This window comes from Streptomyces sp. P9-2B-2, assembly GCF_030406865.1.
Lineage (GTDB): Bacteria > Actinomycetota > Actinomycetes > Streptomycetales > Streptomycetaceae > Streptomyces > Streptomyces platensis.
The window spans coordinates 6,698,394-6,720,118 of sequence record NZ_CP129126.1 but is presented as its reverse complement, the minus strand read 5'-3'; the positions used below and the strand labels follow the sequence as shown (position 1 = coordinate 6,720,118).

General features: G+C 71.6%; 17 protein-coding genes. 4 read left to right on the top strand and 13 right to left on the bottom strand.

All coding sequences use genetic code 11. The features are described 5' to 3' along the window. The first annotated feature begins 403 nt into the window (after positions 1–403). Complete coding sequence (locus QT196_RS29635) at positions 404–634, top strand: hypothetical protein (protein WP_003981845.1); 231 nt, start codon at positions 404–406, stop codon at positions 632–634. A 123-nt stretch (positions 635–757) separates the two neighbouring features. Here QT196_RS29635 and QT196_RS29630 read toward each other — a convergent pair whose 3' ends face one another. The 6 genes from QT196_RS29630 to QT196_RS29605 all read right to left on the bottom strand — a co-directional run bounded on the left by QT196_RS29630 (position 758) and on the right by QT196_RS29605 (position 10,150). Next, complete coding sequence (locus QT196_RS29630) at positions 758–1,567, bottom strand: serine protease (protein WP_168481716.1); 810 nt, start codon at positions 1,565–1,567, stop codon at positions 758–760. 135 nt (positions 1,568–1,702) lie between these two features. Further along, positions 1,703–3,256 (bottom strand): RNA polymerase sigma factor, encoded by a 1,554-nt coding sequence (locus QT196_RS29625; protein WP_266738699.1) that lies wholly within the window; start codon positions 3,254–3,256, stop codon positions 1,703–1,705. Positions 3,257–3,659: 403 nt separating this feature from the next. Beyond that, on the bottom strand, positions 3,660–4,661 hold the full coding sequence (locus QT196_RS29620; protein ID WP_168481714.1) for a FadR/GntR family transcriptional regulator: 1,002 nt from the start codon (positions 4,659–4,661) through the stop codon (positions 3,660–3,662). A gap of 828 nt (positions 4,662–5,489) precedes the next feature. Further along, the gene (locus QT196_RS29615; RefSeq protein ID WP_181018681.1) at positions 5,490–6,251 is read right to left on the bottom strand and encodes an NUDIX domain-containing protein; all 762 of its coding nucleotides are present in this window, start codon (positions 6,249–6,251) and stop codon (positions 5,490–5,492) included. A 48-nt stretch (positions 6,252–6,299) separates the two neighbouring features. Beyond that, positions 6,300–8,303 (bottom strand): glycogen debranching N-terminal domain-containing protein, encoded by a 2,004-nt coding sequence (locus QT196_RS29610; RefSeq protein ID WP_356948487.1) that lies wholly within the window; start codon positions 8,301–8,303, stop codon positions 6,300–6,302. A gap of 215 nt (positions 8,304–8,518) precedes the next feature. Beyond that, positions 8,519–10,150 carry a DUF4192 family protein gene (locus QT196_RS29605; protein ID WP_290356008.1) on the bottom strand — a complete coding sequence of 544 codons (1,632 nt, stop codon included), beginning with the start codon at positions 10,148–10,150 and terminating at the stop codon, positions 8,519–8,521. 125 nt (positions 10,151–10,275) lie between these two features. Here QT196_RS29605 and QT196_RS29600 point away from each other — a divergent pair, with 125 nt between their 5' ends. Further along, complete coding sequence (locus QT196_RS29600; protein WP_168481711.1) at positions 10,276–12,441, top strand: RecQ family ATP-dependent DNA helicase; 2,166 nt, start codon at positions 10,276–10,278, stop codon at positions 12,439–12,441. Positions 12,442–12,657: 216 nt separating this feature from the next. After that, positions 12,658–13,359: a hypothetical protein gene (locus QT196_RS29595; RefSeq protein WP_168481710.1), complete on the top strand. Its 702-nt coding sequence runs from the start codon at positions 12,658–12,660 to the stop codon at positions 13,357–13,359. A 153-nt stretch (positions 13,360–13,512) separates the two neighbouring features. Here the strand turns inward: QT196_RS29595 and QT196_RS29590 are convergent, their stop codons facing one another. From QT196_RS29590 to QT196_RS29570, 5 genes are all read right to left on the bottom strand, one after another. Beyond that, positions 13,513–14,160, bottom strand: a complete 648-nt coding sequence (locus tag QT196_RS29590) for a hypothetical protein (protein ID WP_168481709.1) — start codon at positions 14,158–14,160, stop codon at positions 13,513–13,515. Positions 14,161–14,226: 66 nt separating this feature from the next. Then, complete coding sequence (locus QT196_RS29585) at positions 14,227–14,928, bottom strand: ribonuclease HII (RefSeq protein ID WP_168481708.1); 702 nt, start codon at positions 14,926–14,928, stop codon at positions 14,227–14,229. A gap of 310 nt (positions 14,929–15,238) precedes the next feature. After that, positions 15,239–16,150 (bottom strand): ADP-ribosylglycohydrolase family protein, encoded by a 912-nt coding sequence (locus tag QT196_RS29580; protein ID WP_168481707.1) that lies wholly within the window; start codon positions 16,148–16,150, stop codon positions 15,239–15,241. Between the two features lie 11 nt (positions 16,151–16,161). Then, on the bottom strand, positions 16,162–16,821 hold the full coding sequence (locus QT196_RS29575; protein WP_168481706.1) for a histidine phosphatase family protein: 660 nt from the start codon (positions 16,819–16,821) through the stop codon (positions 16,162–16,164). 295 nt (positions 16,822–17,116) lie between these two features. After that, the gene (locus QT196_RS29570) at positions 17,117–18,739 is read right to left on the bottom strand and encodes an ABC-F family ATP-binding cassette domain-containing protein (RefSeq protein ID WP_290356007.1); all 1,623 of its coding nucleotides are present in this window, start codon (positions 18,737–18,739) and stop codon (positions 17,117–17,119) included. A gap of 82 nt (positions 18,740–18,821) precedes the next feature. Between QT196_RS29570 and QT196_RS29565 the strand changes: the two genes are divergently transcribed. Next, positions 18,822–19,547 carry a TetR/AcrR family transcriptional regulator gene (locus tag QT196_RS29565; protein ID WP_248001346.1) on the top strand — a complete coding sequence of 242 codons (726 nt, stop codon included), beginning with the start codon at positions 18,822–18,824 and terminating at the stop codon, positions 19,545–19,547. A 12-nt stretch (positions 19,548–19,559) separates the two neighbouring features. On the opposite strand, the gene QT196_RS29560 is transcribed toward QT196_RS29565, so the two are convergent. After that, positions 19,560–20,165: a YdbC family protein gene (locus QT196_RS29560; protein ID WP_290356006.1), complete on the bottom strand. Its 606-nt coding sequence runs from the start codon at positions 20,163–20,165 to the stop codon at positions 19,560–19,562. 69 nt (positions 20,166–20,234) lie between these two features. Further along, entirely contained in the window at positions 20,235–21,647 is a 1,413-nt protein-coding gene (locus tag QT196_RS29555) for an amidase (protein WP_290356005.1), read from the bottom strand. Positions 21,648–21,725 lie beyond the last annotated feature (78 nt).

Below are 21,725 nucleotides of genomic sequence, written 5' to 3'. Positions count from 1 at the left end.
GCGGACTCGGTTGTGGCGGTGTCGCCGGTCAGAGCGTACCGAGGCCTGGTAGAGCCGATGTGACGCCACCCGTAAGCATGGCCATGGTAGTAGAATTTCGCTCGTACGTTCGATCCCTCGTTGGGGTGACGTCCGAGTGACGTGCACATCACGTTCCCTTCGAGGCATGAACCATTTAGGCTCCGGGCACGTCCTCATCAACAACCGGCAAGCCAGCCGGGGGACACAGACCAACAACCAACGTGAATCAGACCACCAAGCAATACGGCTCATTCGCCGCCACCCGGCAGCACCCGGCCCCCTCGAAGAAATTTTTCGAGGAAAAGGCACGAGCGGGAACGTTTTCGGCCTGGTTGGATGTTGACCCTGGTACGACAGCTCGTCGAGCTAGAGAAGAGGCGACGTGACTACTGTTCTGACACCCGCGAGCCCGCTGACGGCCGCTGACCGCTGCGACCGCTGCGGCGCCCAGGCATACCTGCGCGTCGTCCTGATGTCCGGCGGAGAACTGCTCTTCTGCGCCCACCACGGTCGCAAGTTCGAGCCAGAACTCAAGAAGATCGCCGCGGAAATACAGGACGAGACGGAGCGGCTGACCGCTTCTCCGGCGTCCGCGTCCGATGAGGAACGCTGACACTTCGCATCCACGACGAGCGAGCAGCGGCCCAGGGCCGTACCGCGGGCGGCTTCCCCGACACCACCGGGGAGGCCGCCCGCACTCGTGCCCTCATCCATGGCTGACAGCTCCCCACGCCGCTCAGTCGGCCCCGTGGGCGGCCACGGCCGGGAGCAGCGCCGAGGCGCGCGTATAGACCCCTGGACTGCCCGCCTGACCGCAGCCGGTCCCCCACGACACCAGGCCCACCAGCCGGCCGCGCACGACCAGCGGCCCGCCACTGTCCCCCTGACAGGCGTCCCGGCCACCGGTCGGCTCCCCCGCGCACAGCATCGACTGCGCTCTGTACTTGCCATCCGCACTGCCCGGATAGGCCCGCGCACAGACCGCGTCCCGCAGCACATTGACGTGCGCCGCCCGCAGGTGTGATGCGTAGCTGCCGCCGCCTGTGGTGTCACCCCAGCCGTAGACCGTGGCCGCGTTGCCCGGCCGGTAGGCGCTGTCGTCCCGTCCCGCTATCGGGAGGGGCTGGTTCGGGAGCGGCTTGTCGAGCGTGAGGACGGCCATGTCGCCGTCGTTGGTCCAGCTGTTGTAGTGCGGGTTGACCCAGATCTTCGCGGGCTTGAGTTCCTGTCCGCCGCCGGCGGAGAGGTTGTCGCGTCCGACGACGATCCTCAGGTCCCGCACCTGCCGCCAGGGGACGCCCAGGACCTCCTTGCTCAGGCAGTGCGCCGCCGTCACCACCGTCGAGTGCCCGACGAGCACGCCGCCGCAGAACTGTCCGGAGCGCTGGGCCCCGAATCGCTCATGGGAGGCCAGCGCCACCGCCCAGGGGCTGTGCGCCAGCGGTGCGGGCTTCCCGCCGATCACCGACTCGTCCGCGGCCGCCGGCGTCGGCAGGGCGAGGAGCAGCGCGAGGGCTCCAAGGGCGGCGTGGACGGTCGGACGCATGCGGACTCCTGACTCTGGGGCAGTACACGCATACCCAGAGTGAGTCAATCGGCCGCCCGGCGCACCCGGACGAGCGCGAGCCCGGCCCTCCGGCTAGGGAGGACCGGGCTCGTGATGCCGTCCGGACGGGTGGGACTAGTCGAGGTAGTCGCGCAGCACCTGGGAACGCGACGGGTGACGCAGCTTCGACATCGTCTTCGACTCGATCTGGCGGATCCGCTCACGCGTGACGCCGTAGACCTTGCCGATCTCGTCCAGCGTCTTGGGCTGGCCGTCGGTGAGGCCGAAGCGCATGGACACGACGCCGGCCTCACGCTCGGAGAGGGTGTCCAGCACCGAGTGCAGCTGCTCCTGGAGAAGCGTGAAGCTGACCGCGTCGGCCGGGACGACCGCCTCGGAGTCCTCGATGAGGTCACCGAACTCGCTGTCGCCGTCCTCGCCCAGCGGGGTGTGCAGCGAGATCGGCTCACGACCGTACTTCTGGACCTCGATGACCTTTTCAGGGGTCATGTCGAGCTCCTTGGCCAGCTCCTCCGGGGTGGGCTCACGGCCCAGGTCCTGGAGCATCTGGCGCTGGACGCGCGCGAGCTTGTTGATGACCTCGACCATGTGGACGGGGATACGGATCGTACGGGCCTGGTCGGCCATGGCGCGGGTGATGGCCTGACGGATCCACCACGTCGCGTAGGTCGAGAACTTGTAGCCCTTGGTGTAGTCGAACTTCTCGACCGCACGGATCAGACCGAGGTTGCCCTCCTGGATCAGGTCCAGGAAGAGCATGCCGCGGCCCGTGTACCGCTTGGCCAGGGAGACGACCAGACGGAGGTTGGCCTCCAGGAGGTGGTTCTTCGCCCGGCGGCCGTCCTCAGCGATGATCTCCAGCTCGCGCTTGAGCTTCGGAGCGAGCTTGTCGGAGTTCGCCAGCTTGTCCTCGGCGAACAGGCCGGCCTCGATGCGCTTGGCGAGCTCGACCTCCTGCTCGGCGTTGAGGAGCGGGACCTTGCCGATCTGCTTGAGGTAGTCCTTGACCGGGTCGGCGGTGGCGCCGGCCGCGGCGACCTGCTGGGCCGGAGCGTCGTCCTCGTCGTCGTCGGACAGAACGAAGCCGGCGTTCTCCGTACCCTCGGCGGCCTCGGGAGCGTCACCCTTACCGGGCGCCGGGGTCTCCTCGGTCACGTCCTCGTCGAGCAGCTCGTCGACGTCCTTCTTGGACGCGCTCTTCTTTGCGGTGGCCTTCTTGGCCGTGGTCTTCTTCGCGACCGTCTTCTTGGCGGTCGTCTTCTTCGCCGCGGCCTTCTTGGCAGGCGCGGACTCGGACTCACCGGCCGACGGGTCCCCCATGGAGGCGGGGGCCGCGGCTGCGGTGGTCTTCTTGACCGTGGCGGCCTTCGCCGCGACGGCCTTGGTGGCGGTGCGCTTCGCCGGACTCTTCGCTGCGACGCTCTTGCGGGTGCGCTTGGGCGCCTCTGCGGCACTGACCATCAGCGTCACACCCTCCTCGTCGAGGATCTGGTTGAGGCTGCGCAGAACGTTCTTCCACTGGGTTGGCGGAATCTGGTCAGCCTCGAAGGCCCGACGCACGTCATCGCCGGCGATCTGCCCATCTGCCTTTCCCCGCTCGATGAGCGCCATCACAGATTCGGACTCGGCGATCTCCGGCGGGAGCGTACGGGATGTGCTGGCCGACACGAACAACCTCTCGGAACGATGGAAACGGCTTCCGACCCCGTCCTCTATGGATCGGAGCCGACGACCGCCGGTAGGGATGGACCGACGGCGCAGGGGCAACCGGGGAGTTGAACAGCGTCACGAACGCCGCTCGTATTCCCTCCTCGGCTATCACCTCTTAAGTCATCGCGCTTCCCTGAAGAGCGTTACGCCCAATCTGCGTGGCCCGAGTCACACCCCATAACGACCCATGCCCAGTCATATGACATGCAACCCTCCCAAGGTCTCTCGCCGGATCCGGTCGACGACCCGGATCCGGCGATCTCGTGCGCCATCGCCGCGTGCGGCGTGCCCTGCCCGGAGGGGTGCGCAGGGCACGGGGCCGCGCGGCGCCTACTGTCCGTACGCGCTCGGGTACGGCGCTTCAGTGCTCGCGGGGCGCGGGGACGACGTGGTCCGCGGGCGTCCCGGAGCCCTGGCCGACGACCTCGCCGTGGGCGGCGAGGAGCTGCCGCATCGCGGATTCGGCGGCGGTGGCGTCGCCGGAGCCGATGGCGTCGACGACCCGCATGTGCTGCCCCACGGATGTCTCGACCGGTCGCTCGCAGCCGCCGGCGGTGCCACCCGAGACGTGCAGGGCGGCGGAGACGATGCCCGAGAGGTGCTCGAGCATGCGGTTGCCGGCGAGCTGCAGCAGCAGCGAGTGGAACTCGGCGTCGGCGCGGGAGAAGGTCATGGTGTCGCCCTGTGCCGCGGAGTGGCCCATGATCTCGACCATGTCCGCCAGCCGCTGCTGGATGTCCTCACGGCCGTGGCCGGCGGCGAGCCGGGCGGCGAGGGGCTCGATCGTCCAGCGGAGCTCACTCAGCTCACGGCGCTGGTCGTCGCGCTGTGGCCCGTAGGCCCGCCATTCGATGATGTCGGGGTCGAGGAGGTTCCAGTCGCTGACCGGGCGCACTCGGGTGCCCACGTTCGGGCGGGCACTGACGAGGCCCTTGGCCTCGAGGACTCGCAGCGATTCGCGGACGACGGTGCGGGAGACCTCGAAGCGCTGGCCGATCTCCTCGGGTACGAGCGGGCGGTCGGCGCCGAGATCGCCGGAGACGATCATCTGGCCCAGCTGCTGGACGAGTTGGCCGTGCAGGCCTCTGCCGCGACTGCCGGCCGCGCGACGGCCGACCCGGCCGATGTCTGCTTCGGGGCTGTCCCAGACCTGCGAAACCCGCTGGGCACGGTCCTGGCCGGCTGCGTTGTTGGCGTTCGCGGCGTTGGCCGCGTTGGCGTAGGGGTAGCGGTCAAGCTCGCCCGGGCCTGCGAGGCCGGTGTCGCCGGGGCGAGCCGCGGTCATCATGGTGTGCGCAAGGGTACTCACGCATCTTTTGTCGGCGACACCCTGAACACCCTTGAGGTCTTTGGTGAAAAGCACACGAAAGGGTGATCGCCCCCCATCCCTGAATTGACGCTTTATCGGAAAGAAATGCGCTCTCCCAGGCGAGTTGCGGACAGCGGCCATAACAACAGGGCGCCAAAACATATGCCTTACTCGATCAGCGACTGAAGCCGCCTGACCCCGTGGGCACATCGCCGCAGACCAGGCCGGTCGACGACAACACCGTTGCCTCGCTTGCGGGTTGGCGCGTGAAGCACATCACGAACAGATGCACCTTGGTCGATTCCGAACGAGCCCTTGACGCAGCGGCTGAACGGCAGGACGGACCCCGTCGAGACGTTATGAGAGGCGCCGCGGACAATCCCATTGCGAGGGAACGGAATATGCCGATGCCTCAAACCTCCGCCCAGGCAAAATCGCAACAGCCCGCCCAACTGGGGCCGCGAAAAGGACACTCGGCGGCGGTGGCGACTAAGGGCGCGCGTGGCCGGCGTCGGACCGTGACGGGGAGGCGGAAACACGGGCGAGCGACCGACCGGACAGGGCGCCGGGGACGGTTCGTTCGGACCGGCCGGGGCGGGCCACGCTAGTGAGGTGGCGCCCCGGACGAGCGGCGCTGGGCGGCCGGGGGTGCCAGCGGCGGCGGCTTGCACGCCGTACGGGCCGCCGGGCGACCCGGCAGTGCGAGGCCTCGCACCCCTGGCGGGGCGTGAGGCCGGTCGGGAGCTACGGGAGATACGAGAGGACTCACCCGGTCAAGGTAGCGCAATATGTCTTATTTTCTCGTAATTGCTCGATCTTGATGGCTCACCGTGTCACCGCGGGTGAACTTCGGCCCTGCGGTGCCTGGGCTGCGCCCCGGGCTCAGACCTCCGGGCGCAGCATCGGCGGGTTGAGCAGCGTCGCCCCACCGGCTCTGAACAGCTGTGCGGGACGGCCGCCCTGACGCGTCGTCGTACCGCCCGTGGGCACCAGGAAGCCGGGGGTGCCGGTGACCTTGCGGTGGAAGTTGCGGGGGTCGAGGGCGACGCCCCAGACCGCCTCGTACACGCGGCGCAGCTCGCCGACGGTGAATTCCGGTGGGCAGAAGGCCGTGGCCAGCGAGGAGTACTCGATCTTCGAGCGGGCGCGCTCCACACCGTCGCCGAGGATCCGGGCATGGTCGAAGGCGAGTGGGGCCGCGAGCTCGCCCTCGCGGGTGGTGTCGTCCTGCTCCAGGAGGGTCTCGACCGGTGCCCAGCGTGCGCTGTGGGCGTCACCGCCGGCCCGGGGAGCGGGCAGGTCGGGGGCGAGGACCAAATGGGCGACGCTGACGACCCGCATCCGGGGGTCCCGCTTGGGGTCGCCGTACGTGGCGAGCTGCTCGAGGTGCGCGCCGTAGATCGGCGACGCGCCCGCCGGGGTCTGGGCTTGCAGACCGGTCTCCTCGGTGAGCTCCCGGGCGGCCGCGGCCTCGAGGTCCTCATCGGCCCGGACGAATCCACCGGGCAGGGCCCAGCGGCCCTGGAACGGCGGCTCGCCGCGGCGCACGGCCAGCGCGCACAGGGCGTGGCGGCGCACGGTGAGCACGACCAGGTCGACGGTGACAGCGAAGGGCGGGAAGGCCGACGGGTCGTAGGGAGGCATGGGCGTGATCATAGTCGTCCGCCTGACGATAAACAGGCCCGAAGCACCTCACGAACCCAGCCGCAGACCGTCCGCCGCCGTTTCCACCACCCCCGTCCCGAGTCTGCTGATCCGTACGGCGAACGGTTGCTGCGCGACGCTCAGGCCAGTGAGCTGAAGTGCGCCGAGCGGGGCCGTACCTGGCGGCCGCACAGACACGGTCTTGGCGGAGACATCGGGACGCAGGCCGGCGAGCGCGACCAGTATGTGCACCGCGCCGGCGGCCGCCACGGCAGCGGGGCGGCAGGCCGCCGGATGTGGCACGGGGGCACTGTCGGCGGTGCGCTGCTCCCCCGCGTACATCTCGGGGAGGCGGTACCCGAAGCTTTCCGCGGCAGCGAGAACCCCCTTGGTCAGGGCGCCGGCTGTCCGTTCATGCCCGGCCGCGGCCAATCCGGCGGCGGCGATGGCCGTTTCGTGGACGCGGACTGCGCCACTGCGGTGGCCGAAGGGGTTGTAGCCGCTCTCCTTGGTACCGAGCCCCCGTAGGCCCCATCCGGAGTCCATGGCCGGGCTGCCCAGCAGTCCGGCCAGCTGGTCGGTCTGCGCCGCGTCCAGCAGGCCGGGGGCGAGTGCGCCGCCGCCGAGCAGGCCGGTGTCGAGGAGTGAGGCGGTGGTGGAGGAGAGGTGCGGGACGGGGCGTCCGTCGGCGGTGAGCAGGGCGGCGGGGCGGCCGCCTGCGCCGTCGTCCAGCCAGAAGTCCGTACGGAAACGCGTGCGCAGGTCGTCGGCCCAGTCCCGTAACGCTGCCGCGTCGGAGGATCCGAAGGCATCGAGGAGATCGGCGCCCAGCAGGGCGGCGCGATGGGCGTGGGCCTGGGTCTCGCAGCGGTACGGTCCGCCGGGCGCGGGGTCGGGGACGTAGCCCCTGGGGCCGCCGCCCGGTGGATCGGTGATGATCCTCAGCCATCGCAAACAGCGCTCAGCGGCGGGGAGCAGCCGCTCCGTCTCCCGTTCGGGCAGGCCCCAGCAGCGGGCCTCCGCCAGCACGACGGGGAATAGCAGGGTGGCCTCGATGCCGGTGCAGCTCGGTGGAGCGTGCGGTCCGGCGTCCCTGAGAGAGCCGGGGATTCGGCCGAAATCCGTCCCTGGAGCGGCTTGTTGCCCACGGGCGAGGGCGCGGAGCGTGCCCGCGGCGAGCCGGGTGCCCAGGGGAAGCAGCATCCGGGCGGCCCACAGCGCCTCGGCCGGTGCCAGGCCGCAACGCCAGGGGAACCCGCCGGCGAGATACACGTCCGCAGCGGCCGCCGGGTCGCGCATCAGCAGGCCGTGGAGATCGTCGAGACTGCCCGCCAGGAGCGCGTCGGCCCGGTGGTCGTCGCACTCCAGCCGGGCCGCCGACCAGGGACGCGGTGGCTGGTCGCCACGCGTCCGCGGGGCGACCGGTCCGGTGCGGGGGCCAGGGATGCGAGCTTCACCGAGGAGCCGGTGTTTGCCCGGAGCGCCTCCGGGACCGCCCCTGTCTCTTTCCAGTCCGGCGCGCAGTTCGATGGTGCGGCAGGCACCTGGCGGCAGATCCAGTTCCCAGCGCAGCAAGCCGGCCGATGCCAGTGCGTCCGTGGGGCCGGGCGTCGCGGACACCACCGCGTGCACACCGGGCCCGGACCAGCGGAGTCCGGAGCCGTGGACCGTGGCTTGCAGGGCGAGGCCAGGGAGGCCGACGGCGACGGACCCGAGTTCCGCGAGATCCGTGGCCAGCCGGAGCTCGACCGGAAGCCGGACGGTCCGAGTGGCGCTGCTGCGGAACGTGATCTGCTCGGTACCGTCGGCGGACCGCAGCCGCTCCACGTGGACCTCCGGATCCGGCCCGCGCTCACCGATCCTGCGAATCGTCCCGACGAACCGGGCACGGTCCGCTCCGGTCAACCGCCCCTGGACGACGAGTGGTTCCTCACCCGCGACGAGCAGTTCGCAACGGGACAGGACCCGTCGGCCGTCGCGGTAGAAGCCGTCCAAGCCCTGGCCGGTCAGCTGCCCCGACGCCGGGGAGACGGCGAGGGACGGGAGGGCCACACAGACGAGTGCGGAGTGGACGGGCTGCGGTTGTGGGGCCCGGGGTGGTGCCGGGCGCCGCGCTCCGGACAGCCGGCGGGCCGGCTGAGTAGTGGGGACGAGGCCTGGCACGCGCTGTGCTCCCTGGTGAGGTCGGGGGTCCGGACGGGTTACGCCACTCGGGTGAACGCGTCGGCCGGCTCCCAGGTCACGCCGGCCTCGCAGCAGCGGGCCGGTCACCGTCGGCTCCCGTCCCGGCCGGCGCGGCGCCTGCCGCGTCCGTCGGTCGTACGGCTGCCCGGGCCAGTGGCGCCCCGCGGCCCCTGAGGACGGCCTGCGGGTCCGGAGCGGGTCGGCCCGGAGCGCTTCGTGGGTCGCGGTGCTTCCTTGGCGGCCGGAGCGGTGGAAGACGTGGGCGCCTCGGTGTCGGCCCCGGCCTCCTGGTGCTGCTCACGCAGACAGCGGCGCAGCGGCTCCGGATCGAGGCCTTCGTTGATGGCGCGGTGCAGCAGTTGGGCGAAGGTGTAGTCGGGGTCGAGGGCCAAGGCACAGCTCAGGGCGACGCGTGCCGAGGGTCCGTCCTCGGTGGACCAGCAGACCCAGCCGGCCAGGGTGAGCGGTGCCACCGCGTGTTCGGCGTAGCCGCCGGCGCAGCGGCGGGCGAGGGCGCGCCAGAGCCGGAGGGCCGGTGCCGCGGCGGGGCCGTCCATCCACTCCGCCGCCCGGTCACGGGTGACCCGGTCCTGAAGGCCGAGGATGAGAGCGGCGGCCTCGGAGTCGGTGATCAGCGCATCGTCGCAGGCGTCCCTGGCCCGGTTGCTGCCCGAGGGGGTGTCCAGACGGAACCGGCGGATCATGGCGCCGGCCCGATCGAGGGTGTCCCGGCGGACGGCCGTCGCCCCGTCCCGCCGGAGCATGTGCGGCACCAGCGCACCGGCTGCCGTGTCCAGCGCCTTCTCCTGTTCGGCGGCCCGCGGTCCGGTACGGGGCCTCAGCCTGGCCTCCATCTCCTTGAGGGAGCCGCGCACCTGCATCCCCGCGTATGCGGCGGCCGCGGCCATCACGGACGTCCCGGGCATGACCATGGGTGTGCCCTCGGCGGGGCAGCAGCGGAAGTCGGGGCAGCAGTAGGACCAGAAGCGGCCGTTGGAGAGGCAGAGGGCTTCCAGGACCGGTACGTCGAGAGCGCCGCAGGCGGTACGGAGCCGCTGGGCGAGCGGGCGCAGCCGGTCCTTGACGTCCTTGCCGCTCTCGCCCGCCGCGGGCTCCTGGCAGAGGTAGACGATGATCGCCGCGGGCCGGTCGTCACGCTCCTTACCTGCCGAGATCAGACAGTCGGCGAGGTCGTCGGCGACATCGGGCCACTGCGCGGTGTCGGTCGGAATGCCGAGCCTGACCCGGCCGCCGAACCGGCCGCGCTCGCCGTGCAGGGCGACCATTACGACGCTGTCATCCGGATAGAAGCCAAGAAAATACGGCAGGGCGTCGGCGAGCTCGGCCGGGCTGCGCAGGGTGACCTGGGCGTCGGCGGACGGCGCGGTGCCCTGATTGGCGGAGGCGGAGGGGGCGGCGTGAGAGGGATCGGACGGGCTCGCGGAGTCGGCGATGTAGGCGGGGTTGGAGAGCGCGGAAGGGCTGGCGGTGTGTGCGGGGTCGGCCGGACCGGCCGGTTCTGCGGCGCTGGTGGCGTCCGTGGGGCCACTCGGTGCGATGGGGCGGGAGGGCCTGGTGGTGTTCGGCGGGTTGGCCGGGGGCGAGGGCTTGGGCGGGCGGGGGGAGTTCGAGGGGGTCGGGGCGGACGAAGGGCAGGGGGTGGCGGCGGAGTTGCTGTCGCCGGGGCGCTTGCTCGGTTCGCTGTGCGGATTCATGACTCGAAGATCCCGCGGCCGGCCGCTGCGCCGCGACCCCTGTGGATAACTCGCGGGCGACGAGGTTATCCACAGGTTCGGGCGGGGGTTCGCGCGATGTCAGTGGCATCGGGTTGCATGGGGGCATGAGCAACGAAGATCTGCGTGCCGCAGCCGATACCGTCCTGACCCGTCTCGTCGGGAATCCCGGCGGCGATGTCAGGCTGCGTGAGGATCAGTGGCGCGCGATCGAGGCCCTGGTCGCCGACCACCGCCGCGCCCTGGTCGTGCAGCGCACGGGCTGGGGCAAGTCCGCGGTCTATTTCGTCGCGACAGCGCTGCTGCGCGAGCGCGGCAGCGGGCCGACCGTGATCGTCTCCCCGCTGCTCGCTCTGATGCGCAACCAGGTCGAGGCGGCCGCGCGCGCCGGGATCCGCGCGCGCACGATCAACTCCGCCAACACCGAGGAGTGGGACACCGTCCAGGCCGAGGTGGCGGCCGGTGACGTGGATGTCCTGCTGGTGAGCCCCGAGCGGCTCAACAACCCCGATTTCCGCGATCAGGTGCTGCCCAAGCTCGCCGCGGCGACGGGGCTGCTGGTGGTCGACGAGGCACACTGCATCTCCGACTGGGGCCACGATTTCCGGCCGGATTACCGACGGCTGCGCACGATGCTCGCCGATCTCCCGCCCGATGTGCCGGTGCTCGCCACCACCGCGACGGCCAACGCGCGGGTGACCGCCGATGTCGCCGAACAGCTCGGCACGGGCGAGGGCTCCACGGAGGCGCTGGTGCTGCGCGGGCCGCTGGACCGGGAGAGTCTGAGCCTGGGGGTGCTCCCGCTGCCGGACGCCGCGCACCGGCTGGCCTGGCTCGCGGACCATCTGCACGAGCTGCCGGGCTCGGGGATCATCTACACGCTCACCGTCGCCGCGGCCGAGGAGATCACGGCGTTCCTCCGTCACCGGGGGCACACGGTCTCCTCGTACACCGGCAAGACGGAGAACGCGGACCGCCAGCAGGCCGAGGACGATCTGCTCGCCAACCGGGTCAAGGCGCTGGTGGCGACCTCGGCGCTGGGCATGGGCTTCGACAAGCCCGACCTGGGGTTCGTGGTGCATCTGGGTTCGCCGTCGTCTCCCATCGCCTACTACCAGCAGGTGGGCCGGGCCGGCCGTGGGGTCGAGCACGCCGAGGTGCTGCTGCTGCCCGGGCGGGAGGACGAGGCGATCTGGAAGTACTTCGCCTCGCTGGCGTTCCCTCCCGAGGAGCAGGTGCGGCGCACCCTGGACGTCCTGGCGGCCGCCGGCCGGCCGGTGTCGCTGCCGGCCCTGGAGCCCCAGGTCGAACTGCGCCGCTCGCGCCTGGAGATCATGCTCAAGGTCCTGGATGTGGACGGCGCCGTGCAGCGCGTCAAGGGGGGCTGGATCTCCACCGGCCGGCCGTGGGCGTACGACGCCGAGCGCTATGCGTGGGTGTCCCGTCAGCGCGAGGCCGAACAGCAGGCGATGCGGGAGTACGCCACCACGACGGGCTGCCGGATGGAGTTCCTGCGGCGGCAGTTGGACGACGAGGCGGCGGTGGCGTGCGGCCGCTGTGACAACTGTGCCGGGGCGCGGTTCACCACCGAGGTGTCCGCGGCGTCGCTGGACGCAGCGCGGGGTGAGCTGGGGCGGCCGGGCGTGGAGGTCGAGCCGCGCCGGATGTGGCCGACGGGACTGCCGGCCGTCGGTGTCGATCTCAAGGGGCGTATCCCTGCCGGTGAGCTGGCAGCGACCGGCCGTGCCCTGGGACGGCTCTCCGACATCGGGTGGGGCAACCGGCTGCGTCCGATGCTCGCCCCGCAGGCCGCCGACGGTCCGGTCCCGGACGATGTGGCGGCCGCGGTGGTCACGGTTCTCGCCGACTGGGCGAAGGGGCCGGGCGGTTGGGCCTCGGGGGCGGCGGAGGCACCGGCCCGCCCGGTGGGCGTCGTCGCGCTCTCCTCGCGCAGCCGTCCGCAGCTGATCCGGTCGCTGGCCGAGCGGATCGCCACGGTCGGCCGGATGCCGTTCCTGGGCACGGTGACCTCGTCGGAGGACGGTGCCGAGGGCAGGATTCCGCGCAGCAACAGCGCCCAGCGGCTGCGGGCCCTGCACGGTTCGCTGGGTGTGTCGCCGGAGCTGGCGCAGGCCCTGGCCGCGGCGGGTGGCCCGGTGCTGCTGGTGGACGACTACGCCGACACCGGCTGGACGCTGGCCGTGGCCGCCCGGTTGCTGCGCCGGGCGGGAGCAGAGGGGGTGTTTCCGCTGGTCCTCGCCGTACAGGGCTGAGCGCGGGACGACCCGCGGCGGCGCGCAGGGATATTTGGGACACCTGTGCCGATTCCGGTCATGGGCGGAAATTGCTCGTTGCCGCATGCGTGTACGACCGCGAGAATTGGAGGCGCTTCCCCTTACCGGCCGTCCGTGGTCAGGCAGGGCCATGTCGTGGTGCGTACCGTGCCCGGCCGCCGCCCGACGTGCGGACGCGTAGACGAAGGGAGGAACGTGACCTTCGGCTTCGCCTCGCCCTCGCATGTGCCCCCGCCCGCGTCCGCCGATTCCGCCCGACTGGGACGGATGCTGGAGCCCGCCGAATGGGCCTCGGCCGGGATCCCGTTGCTGCGCAACCCCCGTGAGGTCGTCGCCGACCTGCACGATCGTCATCGCCCGGGGCCGTCGACGGCCATCGTCGCGGTGCTCGATGCGCAGGAGCGGGTGACGGCCAGCGCTTCGTTCACCGAGTTCGCGGTCTCTCCCGACGGCTGGGGGTTCCGCAATGTGCTGCTGGCGCATCTGCGCCGGGTCATCCCGCACGACCTGCGGCTGCGTGCCCCGGTGCGCACCGCCGTGCTGCTGTACTGCCGTGAGGGCGAGCCCCGTTGGACGGAGACGGACGGGGCGTGGATGTGGGGTCTGCGCGATGCCTGCACTCTGCACGGGCTGCGCTGCGGGGCGTACATCACGCTGACCCCGGACCGCTGGCAGGTGCTGGGAGAGGGCCGGGGCGGGCGCCGCCCCAGGCGGTCCCCGCTGGATGAGCCGTCCGGAGAACCGACCGGGGTGAGCCACCGGGAGATGCGCCGCACGACGGCTGCACTTCCGGATGCCCCGTACGCGGCCATGGGTATTCCCGCGCAGAACCGGTCAAAGCCGCGACGCACCGGCGGCGGCGCCCCGGAAGCCCATCGGCACACGGCGGCACGCTGAGCCGAGCGGGCGGGCGTCCCGGGTTCCCGCGCGCCGCGGGAGCAGCGGGCCGCCCTCACTCGGCTTCGGCGTACCGTCCGGGCCTCAACTGTCGGGTACGCAAACGAGCCCGACGGCCTCCAGGGCCGACGGGCTGTTGCGAACCGGCAGCGGTCAGGCGGGGGCTCCGAGCACGGCGTTGATCCGCTGCGGGTCACCGCAGACGATCAGCAGCGTGCCGGCACGAGCCATCGCCGCGGGCAGTGCCCGCCCGGTGACCTCGTCCGAACCACCGTTGACGGCGACGACCACGACGGGCCGGCCGGTGGCGCGCTCGGCCGTGGCGTCCGCGTAGAACACATCGTCCACGGCGTCGTGTTGGGCCCAGTAGGACGCCTCACCGAAGGACTGTTCATGCACGGCCCACGGGTGGGTTTCGCCGGTGGTCAGCACCAGGATTTCGCCCGGTGCACGCCCGGAGTCCAGCAGCAGGTCGACGGCCTCGTCGGCGGCGTCGACGGCGCCGTCGGCGGGGGCCGGGATCAGCTGGAGCTGCGCTCCCGCGGCGGTGCCGGGATCACCGGCAGGCTGCGGGGAGTTGGTGCGCTGCGCCGGCGGGGCGGCGACAGGCCCACGCGGCGGGGCAGCAGGTCCGGGCTTGCCCGGACGGACACTGGACGCGGGCGCGCCGCGCGGAGGCGCGGGGCGGGGGCCGGGGCCAGGAACGGGGCGGGGGGTCTGCGCGGTACGGCCGGCGGCCGGAGTTGCGCGGGGACCCGGGACACTCTCGTGAATCTGAGGCTCCTCGGGGATGAGAGGCATAAAGGGATGTCTATCAAACGTAAGTGCGGAACATGTCATCGGGTACCGAATTCATGTCCACACCGCTCAGAAGTCGAAGCCGAGTTGGCCACCGGCTTGCAGAGCGGCTGCTTCGGGGGTGATGCGCACCTTCTTCAGATGCCGCCACCGGGGCAGCGCGTCCATGTAGGACCACGACACTCGGTGGTGCGGCGTAGGACCGTACTCCTCCAGGGCGATGCGATGGGTCGGAGAGGGGTAGCCGGCGTTGGCCGCGAAGTCGAAGTCGGCGTAGGCCAGGCCCAGTTCGGCCATCATCGCGTCGCGCCGCACCTTGGCGATCACGGACGCGGCGGCAACCGCGATGCAGGACTGGTCGCCCTTGATGACCGTGCGGACGCGCCAGGGCGCGCCCAGGTAGTTGTGCTTGCCGTCGAGGATGATCGCGTCCGGCCGGACCGGCAGCGCCTCCAGGGCGCGTACGGCCGCGAGCCGCAGGGCAGCGGTCATGCCCAGCTCGTCGATCTCCTCCGGTGAGGAGTGCCCCAGGGCATACGACGTGACCCACTCGCCGAGCACATCGCACAGTTCGGTGCGGCGCTTGGGGGTCAGCAGCTTGGAATCGGTGAGTCCGTCGGGCGGCCGGCGCAGACCGGTGATGGCTGCGCAGACGCTGACCGGACCGGCCCACGCTCCGCGTCCGACCTCGTCGACACCTGCAACGATCTTGGCGCCCGTCGTGGCGCGCAATGATCGCTCGACGGAATGTGTGGGGGGCTCGTACGGCATGGCGCCAGCAAGGTTACGCCTATTCGGCCCAGCCGTCCGCATCGGATCCGAACCTGGCGGCAAACGGTGTCGGCGAACCTGCGAGAGGGGCCGGGCGGCGCCGCTACCGACGGGTATGACGAAGCGGGCACGGGCGGGCGGGGGCCGGTATGCGGACGCCACTGTTCCACCTCCTCGTGTGCAGCCGTACGAAGGCGAACTCACCGTGCGGCGCTGCCTGTTGCAAGGCACCGCACGGCGCGAAGGCAGACGCGGGCGGTCGGGCTACGAGGGGTACGGAAGGGCAAGAGGTGGGGCGCTACGGCGGTGATCAGTCGGCGAGGGCGGGGGCCCACGACGGGAGGGGCTCGGCGCCGTCCAGCCATGCCTCGGGCGGGGCCCCTGCGGGACCGGCTGCGGCGACGATGCCGCCGACGATGGCGCAGGTGGTGTCGACGTCGCCGCCCGCCTGAACCGTGGTCCAGAACGCCCGCTCGTAGTTGCCGAGATGCTGGGCGGCGGCCCACAGGGCGAAAGGCACGGTGTCATGCGCGCTGGTGCGTCGTCCGCAGCCCAGGACGGCGGCGACGGTGCCGGAGTCGGCGTAGTCGAGCATGTCGCGGGCCCGGCGCAGCCCGGCCTGTACGGCGCTGCGCGGAATCAGCTCCAGCACCCCGTCGAGCAGCTGCTCGGGGCCGTTGTCGCGGGTCGGGTCGGCCACCAGGGCGGCCGCGGCGGCGACGGCCATGGCGCCGACGACGGCCTCTCGGTGCTGGTGGGTGGTGTAGGCGGAGATCTCCGCCTGGTGGGTGGCCTGCTCGGGATCATCGGCGTACCAGGCGCCGAGGGGAGCGATACGCATCGCGGCGCCGTTGCCCCACGAGCCCTGGCCGTTGAAGAGCCCGGACGCCAGCTCGCGCCAGTCGCCGCCCTCGCGGATCAGCCGCAGCATGCGGTTGACGGCCGGACCGTAGCCGCGGTCGAAGTCGTGGTGGTCGGCGAAGGAGCGGGCGAGGGCGTCCTGGTCGATCCGTCCGTGAGCGGTGAGGACGGCCAGGACGGAGCAGGCCATCTCGGTGTCGTCGGTCCACTGCCAGGGGGCGGGCGGCGGCTCACGGCGCTTGAGGGAGGGGTAGTTCGCGGGGACGAAGAACTGGGATCCGAGGGCATCACCCACGGACAGTCCGCGCAGGCTCGCCAGAGCCCGCTCACAGCGGTCTGCGTCACGGTGGTCGAGGGTCATCGGAGTGCACTCTAACCGGTGGCCCCATAAGGAACGGGTTCACACCAGCGCTCGAAGGGCCGGTCGAGGGTGTAGCGGCCGTCCGGGCCGAGCAGCAGGGTGCGCCACTCCGCATTGCCGGGGTTGGACAGCGACTCGAAGTCCGCCACCGTCCAGTGGAACCAGCGCATGCAGAACAGCCGCATGGTGAGCCCGTGCGTGACGATCAGGACGTTCGGCGGGTGCTGGGGGTCCTCGAAGCTGCGCCACAGGCTCTCCAGGAAGGCCCCGACCCGGTCATAGACATCGGCTCCGGACTCGCCCTGGGCGAAGCGGTAGAAGAAGTGGCCGTAGGCGTCCCGGTAGGCCTTCTGCCGGCGGACGTCCTCGCGGTCCTGCCAGTTGCCCCAGTCCTGCTCGCGCAGCCGGGGTTCCTCGCGCACCCGGACCTGGGCGGGGTCGAGGCGGAGTTCGCGGAAGGTCTGGTGGGTGCGGCGGTACGGCGAGACATACGCGGAGACCCGCTCGTCGCCGAACATCTGCCGCACCGCGCCGCCGGCCTCCGCCGCCTGCCGCAGCCCGGCCCCGGTGAGGGCGAGCGCGTGATCGGGTTCCCGCTCGTACACGGTGTCGTCGACATTCCCCTCCGACTCTCCGTGGCGGATGAGAACGATGCGTCGGGGCCGAGCCATGCCGCCAGCCTAGATCGGGTGGCTTGCGCATGTCGCACGCTGTCATGGTCGCGGCCCGGTCGAGCGTCCGTCCGTCACCTTCCGTTCTCCTTTCTGCGCGTTTCCGAACGAGGCGTGGTTCGGGGTCGGGGGCCGGGGCCGTAGACGCGGTCGACGCCCTTGCGTACGGAGTCGTGGGTGGTCGTCCCCGTCGGATGTCCGCTGCCCGGGGCGCGGCCGGCGTCGATGTCCGGAGGCAGCGGCTGCGCGGAGGCCACGCCGGGCCGCCGGGGCGTACCGGATCAAGGGGCGCCGGTCAGCGGACGGCCGCCAGGGCCGGGCGGCCGTCGCGTATCTCGTAGGAGCGGCCGCCGAAGCGTCGCCGCAGCAGCCGGTCGTGGGAGACGACGACCAGGGCGCCGGGCCATGCCGCGAGCGCGGCTTCGAGCTCTTCGACGAGACCGGGCGCCAGGTGGTTGGTGGGTTCATCGAGCAGCAGCAGGTCCGCCGGGCGGGCCAGCAGCCGGGCCAGCGCGAGCCGTCGCCGCTGACCGGCGGAGAGCGCCCCCACGGGGACCTCGAGGTCACGTTCGCGGAACAGGCCGAAGGACAGCAGCAGGGCGGTGTGCTCCTCCACATCCCCGGCCAGCCCGCGGCGGAACACCGACAGCAGCGGTTCGGCGGGACGGGAGACCGGTATTTCCTGCGCGAGGTAGCTGATCCTGCCTCGGCGCCGCACCGTGCCGCTGTCCGGTGTGGTGACCCCTGCCAGCACCCGGAGCAGCGTGGTCTTGCCCGCTCCGTTGGCGCCGTGGATCAGCAGACGCTCACCGGCGGCGACGGTGAGGGAGTCCACCGCGAGCCGGTCCCCCACCCGCACTCCGTCGAGCCGGACGAGGGTGCCCCCGGCCTCGCCGACGTCCGGTGCGGCACGGAACCGGAGCGGGTCGGGAGGCCTGGGAACGGGATCTTCCCGGAGCCTGCGCAGCCGTTCCTGGGCGTTGCGCACCCGGCCGGCCACGGAGGCCTGGACACGGCCCTTGGCCCGGTCGTACGCCATCTTGTTGCCGTCCTTCATGGCCCGGCCCTGAGCGACGTTCCGCGCCGCGCCCCCGGCGAAGTCGGTGAGCTGTGCGATCTGTGCGCACCACTGGGCATGGTCCTGCTCCCAGCGCCGTCGGGCGGCGTCCTTGGCCGCGAGGAAGGTGCCGTAACCGCCGCCGTAGCGGACCAGGGTCCGGCGGTCGGCGTCGACCTCGACCAGCGCCGTGGCGATGCGCTGGAGGAAGAGCCGGTCGTGCGAGACGGCGAGGACCGTGCCCCGGTGGGCGAGCAGGGCGCCTTCCAGCCAGTCCAAGGCGGTGGCGTCGAGGTGGTTGGTGGGTTCGTCGAGAAGCATGACCTCGGGGGCCGCGGCGATCAGGCAGGCGATCCCCAGCCGGGCCTGCTCGCCCCCGGAGAGGCTGCCGAGCAGCCGGTCGTGATCCAGCCGCGCCAGCCCCAGGGCGTGCAGTGCCCGGTCGACGCGGGCGTCGGCTTCATAGCCGCCGCGCAGCTCGAAGAGGGTGAGCAGAGCGCCGTACGCCTCCAGCCCGCCGGTCGTGGCCCGGTCGAGCCCGCGTTCCAAGGAGCGGAGTCGGCGCTCCATGTCCCGCAGGTCCGCCAGAGCGGCGTCGATCGTGTCCTGAACGGTGCGGTCCGGTGGGAGGTGCGGGGTCTGGCCCAGGTAGCCGATGCCACCGTCGGCCCGGAGCACCACCTGGCCTCCATCGGGCCGCTCGACACCTGCGACGATGCGCAGCAGTGTCGACTTCCCGGCACCGTTCTCCCCCACGATCCCGACGCGTTCGCCGGGGCGCACCGACAACGAGACACCGTCGAGCAGCAGGTGGTCACCGTAGGACCGGGTGATGTCGTGCAAGGAAATCTGGGTGGTCACACATCCCCCAAAGTAAATGCAACCTTCGTCGCATTACGATGATGATGGCAGACGGAATCCGCTAACGCAACTGGAGTAGCAATTGTCTGACGAGACGGTGCCCGACAGCGGTCGCGAGAGCGGCGGTTCCGCACCCTCCCCCGGCACCCGCCGCCCAGGCGGCCGCACCGCCCGCACCCGTGCCGCCGTCCGCGACGCCGTGCTGGCCGGCCTCACCGAGCACGGCTATCCCGGCCTGACCGTCGAATATGTCGCCGCCCACTCCGGCGTGCACAAGACCACGCTCTACCGGCGCTGGAAGGACATCGAGGGCCTGGTGGCGGACGCGCTGGATCTTGCGGGCGAGGACAGCTGGGTCCCGCCCGACACCGGGTCCCTGGAGGGCGATCTGCGCGCCCTGGCCCAGGAGGTCGTCGTTTCCTTCACCGACCCGGCGGTGGCCGCGTCGGGCTCGGCGATGATCGCCGCCGCCTTCCAGTCGGAGCGGGCGGCCGACGCCCTGCGCGACTACTACACCGAGCGGTTCGCGCGCTGCGAGGCCCTCGTCGAACGGGCCGTACGGCGCGGGGAGTTGGCGGCGGACCCGGATTCCGCTGCGGAAGCCGCCGCCACTCCGCACCGCGGCATCGACGCCGGAGCGCTCGTCCGCTCCGTCTCCGCGCCGTTGTTCTTCCGCCTGTTCATCACCCGGGAGCCGGTCGACGACACCGTCGCCGAACAGGCCGTGGCGGCCACACTGGCGGCCGCCCACGCCGGGGCGTTCACGGTCACCGACCGGGCGGACGCCTCACCCGGAGCGGCCCCCTGACCGCGCCGCCCCTCACACCGTCCACGACGGTTCGAGCTGCACCACGTCCCCCGCGATGGCCCGGACATCCGCGGCTATCTGGGCACGGAGCGCCAGCCGCTCCACCCGCTCGGGCCGGTACTTCCCCCGCTCGGCCGCCGACTGCCACATCGACAACACCAGGAACTCCTCCCCCGGAGCCCGCCCCAGCATCCCTCGCAGCATGCCCGGCGAACCCGCCATCGCCGGGTTCCAGACCTTCTCCTGCATCAGCATGTAGTGATCCACCCGGTCCTGGCGCACCTGGCAGTGCGCCAGCCGCAGGACATCCACATCGCCGAACGACGGGCGGAATCCCACCTTCACATCAAACTCGTGCTCGAACAGCCGGACTTGGGCGTCCTTGTACGTGCCGACCTGGGAGGCGGCGAGCCGGTCGTGCGAGCGCGCCATGAAGGAGTCGTAGAACGCCCGGCCCTCCCAGAAGGCGACCAGATGCGCGACGCCCGGCCGCCCCCGGCTCCACCCGCCGCCCTGCCCTCGGAACCCCGGCTCACCCAGCAGCCCCGCCCATTTCCGCTGCCCCCGCTCGAACCCTCGACGGTCCACGACGGTGAGGCGAATCCACTTGACCAGCACCGCGCCATCGTACGACCCAAGGGCGGACCGGGATCACTGCGCGTCACATTCGCACCACCCCGAACTTCCTTACGGGCGGGGATCGATGGGCGTGTGGACACCGAGCCGCTGCTCCACGGCCTCGGCCGCTGCCAGGCACAGGTCCTCCCGGTAGGAGCGCCCGATCAGTTGCACTCCGTACGGGAGCCCGTCCGCCACCCCGGTGGGGACGGCCACCGCGGGCACCCCGACGAAGCTGGTCGCGGTGCACAGCCGCAACGCATGCTGCACCCGCCGATAGCTCTCCTCGTCCCGTAGCTCCTCCCCCGGAGCGAACGGTGGATCGGTGAACACCGGCCCCAGGACCAGCGGATACTCGTCCAGAAAAGCCGCCCAGTCCCGCTGGATGCCCAGCCGCACCCCGGTCAGCCGCAGATACTCCGGCAGCTCCACGGGGGCCGACCTCGCCATCCCCCACTCGACATAGCGATGGCCGCCCTCCCCGAGCAGCGGTTTGACGGTGGGCCAGGTGGTGGCGAACTCCGTGAGCGTCATCCGGGCGTAGACGTCGAGGGCGTCGTCCAGCCGCGGTACGTCCGCCACTTCGCGCACCTCGTACCCCGCGTCCCGCAGCGCGTCCGCCGCGCTCTCCACGGCCCGGCGCACCGCGGGATGCACCCCGCCGCCTCCGGGATCCGCCACCATCGCCACCTTGAGGGGACGCCCCGGCGGCGGCCCATAGGGCGGCACCGGCACAGCCCGCGGGTCGCACGGATCGGCCCCGGCCAGCACCTCGTACGCGAGCCGCAGATCATCGACCGTACGGGCCAGCGGACCGTCGACCACGAGGAACTGGGCGGCGAGGGAAGGGTCGTCCGGGCCGATGCGGTGATCGGCGGCGAACCGCCCGTAGGTCGGCTTCAGACCCGCTACGCCACAGAAGGACGCGGGTATGCGCACCGAACCCCCGGAGTCGTTGCCGAGTCCGAGCGGGGCCATACCGCTCGCCACGGCCGCGCCGTCGCCGCCACTACTGCCGCCCGGAGTGACCGCGGCACTCCAGGGGTTCACGGTGTCGCCGAACAACTCACTACGGGTATGGATGCCGGCCAGGATGAGCGTCGGCATGTTGCTGTGCCCCACGGGAATTCCGCCCGCCGTGCGCAGACGCGCCACCGGGGGCGCATCGGAGTGCGCGACAAAGTCACGGAAGCGCTCCGCGCCGTAGGTCGTCGGCACCCCTTCGATGGCCGTGGTCTCCTTGACGGTGAACGGCACCCCGGCCAGGGGCCCCAGCTCCGCACCCGCCGCCCGCTCTCGGTCGACCTCCGCCGCCTCGCCCCGCGCCCGTTCGGCGAGCAGCTGGGTGACGGCGTTGACCACCGGGTTTACCTCGGCGATCCGCTCCAGGTGCGCCTCGACCAGCTCCACCGCCGACACCTCACCGGTGCGTACCGCCGCCGCCTGAGCGCGGGCCGTCATCTTCCACAGCGCGTCGTGCATGTCCTCCCCTTCCGTGGCCTCAGCCGGCCCTCCCCTGGGCCGCCAGGACCGTTCCCGGTCATTCCGATGCAGTTGCAT

Bases quoted from the DNA above. Each gene is read 5' to 3' on its own strand.
- QT196_RS29555 (WP_290356005.1), bottom strand. From the start codon at position 21,647: ATGCACGACGCGCTGTGGAAGATGACGGCCCGCGCTCAGGCGGCGGCG.
- QT196_RS29590 (WP_168481709.1), bottom strand. From the start codon at position 14,160: ATGCCTCTCATCCCCGAGGAGCCTCAGATTCACGAGAGTGTCCCGGGT.
- QT196_RS29580 (WP_168481707.1), bottom strand. From the start codon at position 16,150: ATGACCCTCGACCACCGTGACGCAGACCGCTGTGAGCGGGCTCTGGCG.
- QT196_RS29605 (WP_290356008.1), bottom strand. From the start codon at position 10,150: ATGAATCCGCACAGCGAACCGAGCAAGCGCCCCGGCGACAGCAACTCC.
- QT196_RS29575 (WP_168481706.1), bottom strand. From the start codon at position 16,821: ATGGCTCGGCCCCGACGCATCGTTCTCATCCGCCACGGAGAGTCGGAG.
- QT196_RS29630 (WP_168481716.1), bottom strand. From the start codon at position 1,567: ATGCGTCCGACCGTCCACGCCGCCCTTGGAGCCCTCGCGCTGCTCCTC.
- QT196_RS29600 (WP_168481711.1), top strand. From the start codon at position 10,276: ATGAGCAACGAAGATCTGCGTGCCGCAGCCGATACCGTCCTGACCCGT.
- QT196_RS29585 (WP_168481708.1), bottom strand. From the start codon at position 14,928: ATGCCGTACGAGCCCCCCACACATTCCGTCGAGCGATCATTGCGCGCC.
- QT196_RS29615 (WP_181018681.1), bottom strand. From the start codon at position 6,251: ATGCCTCCCTACGACCCGTCGGCCTTCCCGCCCTTCGCTGTCACCGTC.